Origin of the sequence: Streptomyces sp. Mut1 (assembly GCF_030719295.1) — a bacterium.
Lineage (GTDB): Bacteria > Actinomycetota > Actinomycetes > Streptomycetales > Streptomycetaceae > Streptomyces > Streptomyces castrisilvae.
The window spans coordinates 7,450,166-7,463,417 of the sequence record NZ_CP120997.1; the positions used below are offsets into that span (position 1 = coordinate 7,450,166).

9 protein-coding genes are annotated in these 13,252 nt (G+C 71.0%); 6 read left to right on the forward strand and 3 right to left on the reverse strand.

Going from position 1 to position 13,252, the window contains the following annotated elements; translation table 11 throughout:
• Positions 1 to 27: 27 nt before the first annotated feature.
• Positions 28 to 2,319, reverse strand: a complete 2,292-nt coding sequence (locus P8A18_RS32265) for an exo-beta-d-1,3/1,6-glucosidase (protein WP_306060327.1) — start codon at positions 2,317 to 2,319, stop codon at positions 28 to 30.
• A gap of 158 nt (positions 2,320 to 2,477) precedes the next feature.
• Between P8A18_RS32265 and P8A18_RS32270 the strand changes: the two genes are divergently transcribed.
• Together P8A18_RS32270 and P8A18_RS32275 are read left to right on the forward strand one after the other, a co-directional pair.
• Complete coding sequence (locus P8A18_RS32270; RefSeq protein ID WP_306060329.1) at positions 2,478 to 3,077, forward strand: TetR/AcrR family transcriptional regulator; 600 nt, start codon at positions 2,478 to 2,480, stop codon at positions 3,075 to 3,077.
• A gap of 254 nt (positions 3,078 to 3,331) precedes the next feature.
• Positions 3,332 to 6,337, forward strand: a complete 3,006-nt coding sequence (locus P8A18_RS32275; protein ID WP_306060332.1) for a carbohydrate binding domain-containing protein — start codon at positions 3,332 to 3,334, stop codon at positions 6,335 to 6,337.
• A gap of 91 nt (positions 6,338 to 6,428) precedes the next feature.
• On the opposite strand, the gene P8A18_RS32280 is transcribed toward P8A18_RS32275, so the two are convergent.
• Positions 6,429 to 7,331: a carbohydrate kinase family protein gene (locus P8A18_RS32280; RefSeq protein WP_306060334.1), complete on the reverse strand. Its 903-nt coding sequence runs from the start codon at positions 7,329 to 7,331 to the stop codon at positions 6,429 to 6,431.
• A gap of 139 nt (positions 7,332 to 7,470) precedes the next feature.
• Here P8A18_RS32280 and P8A18_RS32285 point away from each other — a divergent pair, with 139 nt between their 5' ends.
• On the forward strand, positions 7,471 to 7,932 hold the full coding sequence (locus P8A18_RS32285; protein WP_306060336.1) for a hypothetical protein: 462 nt from the start codon (positions 7,471 to 7,473) through the stop codon (positions 7,930 to 7,932).
• 51 nt (positions 7,933 to 7,983) lie between these two features.
• Here the strand turns inward: P8A18_RS32285 and P8A18_RS32290 are convergent, their stop codons facing one another.
• Positions 7,984 to 10,059, reverse strand: coding sequence for a SpoIIE family protein phosphatase (locus tag P8A18_RS32290; protein ID WP_371933741.1), 2,076 nt, complete (start codon positions 10,057 to 10,059; stop codon positions 7,984 to 7,986).
• 193 nt (positions 10,060 to 10,252) lie between these two features.
• Here P8A18_RS32290 and P8A18_RS32295 point away from each other — a divergent pair, with 193 nt between their 5' ends.
• The 3 genes from P8A18_RS32295 (at position 10,253) to P8A18_RS32305 (ending at position 13,236) form a co-directional block, all read left to right on the forward strand.
• Positions 10,253 to 10,516, forward strand: coding sequence for a WhiB family transcriptional regulator (locus tag P8A18_RS32295; RefSeq protein WP_306060338.1), 264 nt, complete (start codon positions 10,253 to 10,255; stop codon positions 10,514 to 10,516).
• Between the two features lie 92 nt (positions 10,517 to 10,608).
• Positions 10,609 to 10,929 (forward strand): YkvA family protein, encoded by a 321-nt coding sequence (locus P8A18_RS32300; protein ID WP_306060340.1) that lies wholly within the window; start codon positions 10,609 to 10,611, stop codon positions 10,927 to 10,929.
• A 135-nt stretch (positions 10,930 to 11,064) separates the two neighbouring features.
• Entirely contained in the window at positions 11,065 to 13,236 is a 2,172-nt protein-coding gene (locus tag P8A18_RS32305) for a discoidin domain-containing protein (RefSeq protein WP_306060342.1), read from the forward strand.
• Positions 13,237 to 13,252 lie beyond the last annotated feature (16 nt).

Sequence of the window (13,252 nt, forward strand, 5' to 3'; positions counted from 1 at the left end):
GCCCGCCCTCGGCGTCAGCCCTCGACGTCAGCCCTTGACGGTGAAGCCCGCCCGCAGCAGGTCCTCGTCACGCGACGAGGGACCGACGAGGAGTTCGAAGGCGCCGGGCTCGACCACCCGGCGGCCCTCGGCGTCGACGAGACTGCACGCGGCCACCGGCAGTTCGATGACGACCTCGCGCGACTCACCGGGAGCCAGCGTGAGCCGGCGGTAGGCCTTGAGCTCCTTCTCGGCCCAGGTCACCGACGTGACCGTGTCACTCACATACGCCTGCACCGTCTCCAGCGCGGGACGCCCGCCGGTATTGCTGACGACGACGCGCGCCCGCAGTGTGTCGCCCGCGCCCAGGACATCGGTCAGCACCTCCAGGTCCGAGTAGGCCACGGTCGTGTAGCTGAGGCCCTCCCCGAACACGAACGCCGGCCGCTGCGTCAGATCCGCGTACCGCGTGCCGTGCTGGCCGCGCAGCTGGTTGTAGTACGTCGGCTGCTGCCCCGCGTGACGCGCGAACGACACCGGCAGCCGTCCCGAGGGCTCGACGAGGCCGAGCACCAGCTCCGCCACCGCCCGGCCGCCGGCCATGCCCGGGTTGAAGGCGTGCACGATGGCCGCCGCGCGGTACGCGGACGGCGGCAGCACGAGCGGTTTCGAGCTGATGACCACCACGGTGAACGGTGTGCCCGTCCCGGCGAGCGCGTCCAGCAGCGCGATCTGCCCGCCGATCAGCTCCAGGGTCGCCGTCGACCGCCCCTCACCGACCAGCTCGATGCGGTCGCCCACCACGGCGACGACGTGGTCGGCGGCCTCGGCGGCGGCGACCGCTTCGGCGATCAGCGCCTCGGACGGCTCGGCGGGGACCACGATCTCGGGCCGGGGCTGCCCGTCCGGGAAGAAGGCACCCTCCGGGTCCGGGCCCACCGTCAGGATGTCGGCCCCGCGCGCGTGGGTGACCGACCAGCCGGCGGGCACATGCTCCCGGAAACCGTCGAGTACGGTACGGATCATGGCGCGCGGATGGCCCTCCGGCAGCCAGTCCGCCTGCCCCGACGACCCCGCCCAGTCCCCGAGCTGGGTCTGCGCGTCGTCGGCGTTGGGCCCGATCACGGCGACCGTACGCGGTGCCGCGCCGGCCCCCGCGACCGCACGCCCGTCCGCGCCCGCCTCGTAACCGCCGTCCAGCGGCAGGGTGCCGTCGTTGGCCAGCAGCACCAGCGAGCGGCGGGCCGCTTCGAGGTTCAGCTCGCGGTGGCCGGCACTGCCGATGACCGCCGCCTGCCGCGCCCGGTCCGGGTGGCGCGGGTTCTCGAACAGGCCCAGCTCGAACTTGAGCGTCAGGATGCGCGCGACCGCCGCGTCGACCGCCGCCTCGTCGAGCCGTCCCGCCGCGACCGCCTCCTGCGCGCCCGCGAAGAAGTCCGGCGTCGTCATCACCATGTCGTTGCCCGCCCGGACCGCAGCGGCCGCCGCCTGCGCGTGGTCCGCGAAGACCTTCTGCTCCCACACCATCCGGCCGACGTTGTCCCAGTCGGTCACCAGGGTCCCGGTGTAGCCCCACTCGCCCCGCAGCACCTCGTTCAGCAGCCAGTTGTTGACCGTGACCGGGACGCCGTCCATCGACTGGTAGCCGAGCATGAACGTACGGCAGCCCTCCTTGGCCACCCGCTCGAACGGCGGCAGGAACCACGAGCGCAGCTTGCGCCGCGAGATGTCGGCCTCGCTCGCGTCCCGCCCGCCCTGGGTCTCCGAGTAGCCCGCGAAGTGCTTGGCGCACGCGAGGACCGCCGTCGGGTCGTCCAGCCCCTCGCCCTGGTAACCGCGCACCATCGCCGACGCCAGCTCGCCGATGAGGAACGGGTCCTCGCCGAACGTCTCGCTCACCCGGCCCCAGCGCAGGTCCCGGGTGATGCACAGCACCGGCGAGAACGTCCAGTGGACCCCGGTCGCCGCGACCTCCACCGCCGTCGCCCGCGCCACGCGCTCCAGCAGCTCCGGGTCCCAGCTCGCGGCCATGCCGAGCTGGGTGGGGTAGATGGTGGCGCCCTCCCAGAACGAATGCCCGTGGATGCAGTCCTCGGCCACCAGCAGCGGGATGCCCAGCCGGGTCCGCCCGGTCAGCTCGGCCGCCTCCAGGACGCGTTCGGGCGAGGCGTGCAGGATCGACCCCACGTGCATGTCCTCGATGAGGTGCCGCACCCCGTCCTTGGCGTTCAGCTGGAGCATCTGACCGACCTTCTCGGGCAGCGTCATCCGGCCGACCAGGTCGGCGACGCGCTCCGGTACGGACAGGCGGGGGTCGAGATAGGGCAGGGAGGAGCCCACAGGAGTTCCTTTCAGGACGTCGGCGACGTTCTCGTCGGGGCGGTACGCGGAGGCCGCGCTCCGGGTCCACCGTACGCTGAATCCCGACCGGGTGGTAAGTATGTGAGTATGCGAGCGTACCCAGCGGAGCAGTCCGATGTGACCGGGGAGCGTGCCGAGTGACCGGCGATGAGCGGCGTGGTTACGCGAAGGGCCGGGCCAAACGCGAGGAGATCCTCGACCAGGCCATGGCCATGTTCGGAGAGGCCGGATACCGGGGCGCCTCGCTGCGGGTGATCGCCAACCGCTGCGGCATCTCGCATCCCGGACTGCTGCACCACTTCCCGACGAAGGAGTCGCTGCTGCTGGCGGTCCTCGAACACCGCGACGCCGTGGACGGCGAGTGGCTGGAGGCGGGCCGGCCCACCGGCGTCGACCGGTTGCGCCGCCTGGTCGATCTCGCGGCGCTGAACGCCCAGCGGCGCGGCATCGTGGAGCTGTTCTGCGTCCTGTCCGCCGAGGCGACCTCCGCCGACCACCCGGCGCACGCCTACTTCGTGGAGCGGTACCGCACCTCGGTCCTGACCACGCGCGTCTCCTACACCGAGGCCCGGGACAAGGGGGTGCTGCGCGAGGGAATCACCCCCGGCGCGGCGGCTCAGCAGCTGATCGCGCTGATGGACGGGCTCCAGACCCAGTGGCTCCTCAGCGGCGGGGCGACCGACATGGCGGGCGTTCTGCGGGCCCATGTGCAGGCGCAGTTGACCGTGCCGTTCTGAGCGGGGGAGGGCCGGCGGGGGAGCGGGGCCGGACGGCCGCGTCGCACCTCTTTACGGCCTTGTCATGTGCCGGTAACTTTCTTGCCGCAAGAGATTTCAGCAACATTCCGGCTGTGCTTACAGGCGGATGATCCCCCTCGCTCGGACCTTGAGGCGCGTCAGGGTTTCCGGCGGAACGGCGCAGGTCGCCCCTTTCCTGTGCCCCGGTCGCCACGGCTTCGCCGCCGCCGTGGCCCTTCCCTGGAGACACGACCATGAAACGCACCCCTCACCGGCTGCTGAGACGCACCCTGGCGTCCGCCTCGGCCGCCGCCGCAGTGTGCGCCCTGCTCACGGCGCTGCCGTCCGCGTCCGGCCTCGACGCGCGGCCCGTAGCCGCCTCCGACACGTCCACGACCGTCTTCTACTACACGAAGACCAAGAACTGGGCCGCGTACAACCTGCATTACGCCCCGGACGGCGGCGCGTGGACCACCGTGCCGGGCGTGGCCATGGAGGCCGCCTGTACCGACTGGGTCAAGAAGACCGTCCCGCTCTCGGGCGCCGGGGGAATCCAGGCGACCTTCAACAACGGCTCGGGCGTGTGGGACAACAACGCCGGCGGGAACTACGACCTGGGCAGCGGGAACATCACCGTCAAGGACGGGGTCGTCGCCCACAGCGATCCGTGCGACAGCGGCGGCGGCAACGACCCGGATCCGAGCCCGGACCCGACCGACGGCGCCAACACCGCGTCGGTGTACTACTCCACCACCACCGTCGGCTGGACGACCACGAATCTGCACTACCAGCCGGCCGGCGGGTCCTGGACGACCGTGCCCGGCGTCGGCATGGAGCCGGCCTGCACCGGCTGGGTGAAGAAGACGGTCGGCCTCGGCACCGCGACGTCGATGAAGGCCGCGTTCAACAACGGCAACGGCGTCTGGGACAACAACAACGGCAGCGACTATGTGATCCCCGCCGGCGTCAGCACCGTGAAGAACCAGGCGGTCGTCAAGAACGCGGAGGACCCCTGCGCCGCCGAACCCGCGGACACCGAGGCGCCGACCGTGCCGGCCGGTGTGAGCGCCGAGGCGGACGGTGTGGCGGTCGTCCTGAGCTGGGAACCGTCCACCGACAACACCAAGGTGACGAAGTACCAGGTCACCCGCACGGGCGGCACCAAGGGCAGCGTCGTCACCGATGTGACGTCGACGGTTCTCTCCGAGTCGAACCTGGAGGAGAACACCACCTACACCTACACCGTCAAGGCGGCCGACGCGGCGGGCAACACCTCCGCCGCCTCGGCGCCCGCCGAAGCGACGACCGGGGTCAGGCCGCCCGCCGCCGCGCAGGGCCGGCCGCTGGGCACCGACCCCCGCAAGGACCCGATCTACTTCGTCCTCACCGCCCGCTTCGACGACGGGGACGCGAGCAACAACCGGGGCGGCAGCCAGGACGTGAAGTCTGGCAACGCCGCCAACAACGACCCCATGTTCCGCGGCGACTTCAAGGGTCTGGTCAACAAGCTCGACTACATCAAGGGGCTCGGCTTCTCGGCCATCTGGATCACCCCGGTCGTCCTGAACCGGTCCGACTACGACTACCACGGCTACCACGGATACGACTTCTACAAGGTCGACCCCCGGCTGGAGTCCGCCGGAGCCTCCTACCAGGACCTGATCAACGCCGCCCACGCCAAGGGCATCAAGATCTACCAGGACGTCGTCTACAACCACTCCTCGCGCTGGGGTGCCAAGGGCCTGTACACCCCGACGGTCTACGGTGTCCGGGACGAGCAGTGGAGCTGGTACTACGACGAGAAGAACGAGGGCTTCGAGTACGACGGCCTGACCGTCGACCCCAAGAGCGGCAAGTCGTACTACAACGGCGACCTGTGGTCCACGGCCGAACCCGCGGGCAACACCTGCCTCGACTGGGGCAAGCCCACCGGAGGGACCTCCGCCGAGGGCTACAAGATCTACAACTGCCAGTGGCCCAACCCGACATCCGGAATGTTCCCGAAGGAGTACTACCACACCTGCTGGCTGGGCAACTGGGAGGGCGAGGACTCCCGTTCCTGCTGGCTGCACGAGGACCTGGCCGACTTCAACACCGAATCGGCCCCGGTGCAGAACTACCTGATCGGCGCCTACAACAAGTACATCGACATGGGCGTGGACGGCTTCCGCGTCGACACCGCGGTCCACATCCCGCGCACCACCTGGAACCGCCGCTTCCTGCCCGCGATCCAGGAACGGGTCACCCAGCAGTTCGGCGCCGAGGCCGCGAAGAACTTCCTCGTCTTCGGCGAGGTCGGTGCCTTCGTCAACGACAAGTGGAACCGCGGATCGGTCAACCACTCCGCCCAGTTCTTCACGTGGAAGGAACGCAAGGAGTACGCCGCCGACGACGCCGAGGCCGCGCTGGAGATGTACGACTACGAGGAGCAGCTCGGCACCGGCTCCCAGCCGACCTCCACCAACGCCTTCCTGGACGGCAACGACTACCACACCCCGGACCACAGCAAGTTCTCCGGGATGAACATCATCGACATGCGCATGCACATGAACTTCGGTGATGCCACCAACGCGTTCAACAACGGCAAGGACTCCGACGACTCGACCAACGACGCCACCTACAACGTCGTCTACGTCGACAGCCACGACTACGGGCCCAACAAGAGCAGCGAGCGCTACGCGGGCGGCACCGACGCCTGGGCCGAGAACATGTCCCTGATGTGGACGTTCCGCGGCATCCCGACCCTCTACTACGGATCGGAGATCGAATTCCAGGCCGGCAAACAGATCGACTGCGGCCCCAGCTGCCCGCTGGCCACCACCGGCCGCGCCTACTACGGCGACCACCTCGAAGGCAACGTCACCGCCTCGGAGTTCTCGCAGGTCGACTCCGCCTCCGGTGAGGTCGCCACCACCCTGTCCCAGCCCCTGGTCAAACACCTCCAGCGGCTCAACCGGATCCGCCGGGCCGTGCCCGCCCTGCAGATGGGCCAGTACTCCACGGAGGGCATCACCGGCCAGATGGCGTACAAGCGCCGCTACACCAGCGGGTCGACCGACAGCTTCGCCCTCGTCACCGTCACGGGCGGCGCCTCGTACACCGGCATCCCCAACGGCACCTACACGGACGCCGTCACCGGAGACACCCGCGTCGTCACCGACGGAAAGCTCACCGTCACCGCCCCGGGCAAGGGCAACATGCGCGTCTACGTGCTGGACGGCCCAGGCAGGATCGGGACCGCCGGCCCCTACCTGAAGTAGCCCGTACGGCCCCGCACGCACAGGCGCCCCGACGGACCCGGTACTCCGGGCGTCGGGGCGCCTTCGTGCTCCGCAGCGGCAGGGCTGCCGGCTACGAGCCCAGCAGCTCCGCCCGGCCGATCATGGCCGTCGACCCGGGGGCCGTACAGGCGTGGGCACCGGCGACCGCGCCCAGCCGGGCGCACTCCACGGGCTCCCGGCCGTCGAGCCTGCCGTACAGGAAGCCGGTGACGAACGCGTCGCCCGCCCCGTTGCTGTCGACCACCGGCGCGGGCGGCACGGTCGCCGGGACATGGACCGGGTCCTCGCCGCCCTCGCGGGTCAGGAGGTAGGAGCCCTCCGCGCCCGCCGTGGCGACCACCGTGGTGGCCCGGCCCTCGCTCAGGATCCTCCGCATCAGCGCGGGGGCACGCTCTCCCGTCTTCGCCGCGCTGAAGAAGACCAGATCGGAGCGGAGCGCGAACTCCCGCTGGTGGTCGCTCAGTCCGTCCCAGTCGTGGAGATCGGTGGAGACCGGCACCCCCAGCTCCTCGATGTCGTCGAACAGGAACCGCGTGAAGTTCGTGATCGACAGATGGACATGGCGTGCCCGGCGCAGCCGGGGCAGATAGAAGTCCCGCGGCATCCGCAGGTCCTCCGGGTCACGGGCGTCGTAGAACGACATCCGCCGCCCCGTCGCGTCCACCAGGTTCACCGCGCGGCGGGTTCCCGCCGGAGAGATCACCGGATGGAACTCCACACCGCCCCCGGCCAGCCGCTCGCGGACCTGCGTCCCGGTCCAGTCGTCACCGATGCAGTCCAGGAACGCCACCTCAAGACCCAGCGCGCGGGCGCCGAGCGCCACATTGCCCCCGGTCTGACCGGGCCACTCCCGGATCGGGCCGACCATGACCGAGTCGGCCAGAGGCACCGGCAGGGCATCGACGCGGACGATCGTGTCCACCCCGCTGCCGCCGACCACCACGACGTCGTATTCCGTTTGCTGTTGGACCACTGAGCCCCCTCTCGTGTTCCCGCCGTGATCAGTATGGCCCACCTCGCTACGGCACCCGGGCGCTCTCGGCGCGCGCCCGGCACACCCGCTGGCTAGGCTCGGTCGGGGGCCGACAACCTGATCCGTGGAGGCTCACGCCATGATGCCGTTGCCCGAACCGCGCGATATCCCGCCGCGCCTCGCCACCGGCGCGTTCATCCTCAACTCCGGCCTGGGCAAGCTCAAGGCCGACGAGGCGACCGCCCAGGGACTGCACGGTATGGCCAGCACCGCCTATCCGTTCCTCGGCAAGCTCGAACCCGCCCGGTTCACCCGGTTGCTCGCCTGGTCCGAGATCGCGGTCGGCGGCACCCTGCTGGCCCCGTTCGTGCCGACCAGGCTCGCCGGCCTCGTCCTCACCGGGTTCTCCGGCGGCCTCCTCGGCCTCTATCTGCGCACCCCCGGGATGCGTGAGCCGGGCAGCCTGCGGCCGAGCCAGAGCGGTGTCCCGCTGGCCAAGGACTCCTGGATGTTCGGCATCGGCCTGGGCTTCCTGGGCGCCGGCGGCTACCGGGTCCGCGCCCAGGCGCACTGCCGCACCCGGCGCGGGTGCGGCCGCTGACCGGACGGCGGCGACGGCGGGCGGCGGCGCACCCCGCGCCACCGCCCGCCCTCACGTACGGACCCGGGCCATCAGCAGCGCCACGTCGTCGTGGTCGTCCGGATCCCGCAACTCCCGCAGCAGCCGGTCGCACGTCGCGTCGAGCGACGGGTCCGGGGTGCGCAGCAAGGTCAGCAGCGTCTCCAGACGGCTGTCGATGTCGTCGTCACGCGTCTCCACGAGCCCGTCCGTGTACAGGACCAGCCGGTCGCCCGGCCCGATCGGCACCGTCACATCGCTGAACGGCACACCGCCCACCCCGAGCGGCACCCCGGCCGGCAGATCGAGGAGCACCGGAGCACCGCCCTCCGGGATCAGCACCGGCGGCAGATGCCCGGCGGTGCTCAGCCGGCACAGCCCGGCGTCCGGGTCGTACACGACGTAGACGCAGGTGGCGAACCACGGGTCCAGATCGGCGGTGATCTCGTCCAGGTGCCGGAGCACCTCGCCGGGCTCCAGGCCGAGCCGGGAGAGCGTCTGGGTGGCGGTACGCAGCCGCCCCATCGTGGTCGCCGCGTTGATCCCGCTGCCCATCACATCGCCCACCACCAGCGCGGTCCTGCCGCCCCGCAGCCCGATCACGTCGAACCAGTCGCCGCCGACCTCGTACCGCGAAGCGGCCGGCCGGTAGCGGGAGACCACGTCGAGGTCCTCCGGGTGGTGGTGGTTGCGCGGCAGCATGCTGCGCTGGAGCGTCAGCGCGGTCTCCTGCTGCTGCCGGTAGAGCCGCGCGTTGTCGATGGCGATCGCGGCCCTGGCGGCCAGATCGCCGGCCAGCGCCTCGTCCTGAGCGGTGAACGGCAGCGGGTTGTCCGTCCGGATCAGGTCGACCGCGCCCAGCACCTCGCCCCGGGCGATCAGGGGCACCGCCAGGTACGAGTGGGCGCCGGCCTCGGCGAGCAGCGCGGCCGAGCGGGCGTCGCGGGCGATGCGGCCGAGCTTCTCCGCGTCGAGATACGGCTCCCGTACCGGTGAGGCGGTCCGCACACAGCGGGTGACCAGGCGGTCGGCGCCGTAGTGGGCGGCGTGGCCCGGCGGGTCGGCCGCCGCCACCACGGGGGTCGGCCGCGCGGCGACGACCGCCAGGGCCTGGATGAGGAGGGGGCCCTCGGTCGACCCCGGGCGCCCCTTGAGCACGCTGTCCAGCACATCGACGGCGGCGACGTCGGCGAGCTGCGGCACGGTGACCTCGGCCAGCTCCCGGGCGGTCTGCTCCAGGTCGAGCGTGGTGCCGATGCGCACCGAGGCATCCGCGATCAGTGCCAGATGCTGCCGGGCCCGCTCCGCCTCGGCCCCCGCCCGATAGCGGTCCGTGACATCGATGAGCGACACGGCGATCCCCAGCACCCGGCCCCCGGAGTCGTCGAGCCGGTACAGCGACACCGACCAGGCGCGGTCGGTCCCGGGATCGGCCGGGCTGCGGCCCACCACCTGGTGCGACACCTGCGGCACCCCGCTGGCCAGCACCTCCCGCATCGCCGCCTCGATGCCTTCGGAGTCGAGGAACGGCAGCGCCTCGCCCACCCGCCGGCCCAGATGACCGGCGGCGCTCATGCCGTCCATCCGCTCCAGCGCCGCGTTGGCCGCCAGATAGCGCAGGTCGTCGCCCAGCACCGCCAGCCCGATCGGCGACTGGTCGACCAGCCCCACCGACAGGGCCAGATCCCGCTCCACCCGGCGCAGCACCTCCCCGTCCGCCGCCAGACCCAGGGCGTAGAACTCGCCCCGGTCGTCCTGCAGCCGCATATTGCGGAACTCCAGGAGCCGGGTGGTGCCGTCCTTGTGCTGTACGGGGAAGACCCCCGACCATGCCTCGCCGCTGCGCATCACCTCGCCGAACAGGCGCAGCACCAGCTCGAAGTGTTCCTCGGCGACCAGGACCCGGGCGGCGAACTGCCCCAGCGCCTCCTGGGCCGAGTAGCCGAGCAGCCGTTCCGCCTGCGGGCTCCACAGGACGATGTGGCCCTGGGCGTCCAGCGCCAGTGCGGCGACGCCGAGGACGTCGAGCAGACCGCCTTCGGGCGACCGGTGCGCGCCCGCCCGACGGGCCTCGCCCCAGCCGATCCGCAAGTCATCAGTGCCGCCCACGGACGATCCTTCCCATGCCGTCACCGCGCCCGGAAGCAGGCCCGCCAACTCCCATGGTCGCCCCTGAGCCACCGCCCCCGCAGCTTCGCGGGACGCGAAGAGGCCCCCGCCGGGGGTTTCGGGCGCGGAATGCCGGTCACCCGCAGCGTACCGAGGCAAACGCGACGCACACGACTGTCAGGAGTGGGAGTTCATGGAGAACTGGCGCATGCACGCGGCCTGCCGTGACGAGGACCCGGATCTGTTCTTCCCCATCGGAACCACCGGTCCGGCACTTGTCCAGGCCGAGGAGGCCAAGACGGTGTGCCGGGGCTGCCCCGTGCGGGAGCAGTGCCTGCGGTGGGCCCTGGAGAACAACCAGGACGCCGGGGTGTGGGGCGGCCTGGGAGAGAACGAACGACGCGCGCTCAAGCGCCGCGGCCGCCGGCGGGCGCACGGTTCGCACGGCTCGGGATGAGACCGCCGCACGGCACCGGACCGAGGGCAGTGTCACACCGGCGGATGCCCCGGTTCGCGGACTTCTCGCGGCCGGAGGGTGGAAGATGAAGCATGGACACCACGGCATGGATCGTCATCGGCGCGTTTCTCGTGCTGCTCACCGTGGCCGTCGCGGGCGTCCTGCTGGTGCGGGTGGTGCGAGCCAGGAAACTGCTGGTCGACGCGGGTGTCCCGCTGCACAACAAGGCGCTGGTGTGGGCTGCGGTGCTCTACACCGTCTCGCCGGTCGACCTGCTGCCGGACCCCGTCTACCTCGATGACATCGGGTTCCTCCTGCTGGCGCTGCGCTCGCTGCACGCGGCCGCGCGGGCCGCGGGGGTGGGCGGGCGCCCGGAGGAGCCCGCCGACGCCGGGCGCGGGGTCCTGTCGTAGCCCTTCCCCGGCGATCCGGGTAACCGGGCACGTCCTGATCGTTGACAGCTGGACGGGTACACGTCACTCTCCTGGGAGAGCGCTCTCCCAACCCGCAGCGGGACACCCTCCCGCACTCTTCCGCCAGGAGAGAATGTGCACAGACCCGGCGCAGCCCTGCCCGCGAGACCCCGCACGGGCACGCTGCTGATCACTCTTCTCGGTCTTCTCGCGTCGTCGCTGGTGCTGCTCACCGCGCCGCACGCCCGTGCCGCGGAAACCCTGCTGTCGCAGGGCCGGCCCGCGACCGACTCCTCCCACGAGGGAGACGGCTACGCGGCCTCGGCCGCCGTGGACGGAGACCTGACCTCCACCCGCTGGGCCAGCGAGTGGAGCGACCCCCAGTGGATCCAGGTCGACCTGGGTGCCACCGCGGACCTCAGCAGGGTCGTCCTGACCTGGGAATCCGCCTACGGCAAGGCGTACGAGATCCAGGCGTCCGACAACGGGTCCGACTGGCGCACCCTGAAGACCGTCACCGACGGCGACGGCGGCACCGACGATCTGGCGGTCACCGGCTCCGGACGGTACGTCAGGATGCACGGCACGGCCCGCTCCGGCGGATACGGCTACTCCCTGTGGGAGTTCCAGGTGTACGGCACCACCGACGGAACACCTCCGGCGACCGGCGGAGCCGTCCGCGTCACCGGATCGCAGGGCAACTGGCAGCTGACCGTCGACGGCAAGCCGTACCAGGTCAAGGGCCTGACCTGGGGGCCGTCCGTCAACGACGCGGCACGCTACATGCCCGACCTCAAGTCGATGGGCGTCAACACCATCCGCACCTGGGGCACCGACGGCACCTCCAAGCCGCTCCTGGACGCGGCGGCTGCCAACGGCATCCGCGTCGTCAGCGGCTTCTGGCTCCAGCCCGGCGGCGGTCCGGGCAGCGGCGGCTGCGTCGACTACCTCACCGACGACGCGTACAAGTCCTCCTCGCTCACCGAGTTCGCCAAGTGGGTCGACACGTACAAGAGCCACCCCGGTGTGCTCATGTGGAACGTCGGCAACGAGTCGGTCCTCGGGCTGCAGAACTGCTACGGCGGTGACGAGCTGGAGAGGCAGCGCGACGCGTACACCACCTTCGTCAACGACGTGGCGAAGAAGATCCACACCATCGACCCCGACCACCCCGTGACCTCGACCGACGCCTGGACGGGCGCCTGGCCCTACTACAAGCGCAACGCCCCCGACCTCGACCTGTACTCGGTCAACTCCTACGGCGACATCTGCGGCGTCCGCGCCACCTGGGAGGCCGGCGGCTACACCAAGCCCTACATCATCACCGAGGGCGGCCCGGCCGGTGAGTGGGAGGTCCCGAACGACGCCAACGGCGTCCCGGACGAGCCCACCGACGTGCAGAAGGCCGAGGGCTACACCCAGGCGTGGAACTGCGTCACCGCCCACCAGGGCGTCGCTCTGGGCGCCACCTTCTTCCACTACGGCACGGAGCACGACTTCGGCGGTGTCTGGTTCAACCTGGTGCCCGACGGCAAGAAGCGGCTCTCGTACTACGCCCTGAAGAAGGCGTACACCGGTTCCACCGCGGGCGACAACACCCCGCCCGTCATCAGCGGCATGACCGTCGAGAACGCCGGAGGCGCGCCCGCGGGCAGGGAGTTCACCGTCCGGGCCGACGTGCGCGACCCGGACAACGACCCGGTCACGTACAAGATCTATCTGAGCGGCAACTACGCGACCGGCGACAAGGGCCTGGTCGAGGCCGACTGGCGGTCCACCGGCAACGGCACCTTCGCGGTGACCGCGCCCGCGCGGCTCGGCGTGTGGAAGGTGTACATCCAGGCCGAGGACGGGCACGGCAACGCCGGAATCGAGACCAAGTCGGTGAAGGTCGTGGTGCCCCCGGTCAGCGGCACCAACCTGGCACTCGGCCGCCCCGCCACCGCCACCTCCGCGCAGACCGGCAGCAGCGGCTGCCCCTGCACCGCGGGGATGGCGACCGACGGACGGCTGGACACCCGGTGGGCCAGCGACTGGAGCGACCCGCAGTCCATCCAGGTCGACCTCGGCGAGCGGAAGTCCTTCAGCCACCTCCAGCTGGTGTGGGACCCGGCGTACGCCAAGTCCTACGAGGTGCTGGTCTCGGACGACGGCAGCTCCTGGCGGTCGGTGTACACCACCACCGACGGGAACGGTGACGCCGACGACCTCGACATCGCGCAGACCGCCCGCTACGTGAAGCTCGACCTCACGCAGCGGGGCACGGCCTGGGGCTACTCGCTCTGGGAGTTCGGCGTCTACAGCTGAGCACCGGGCGGGCGCC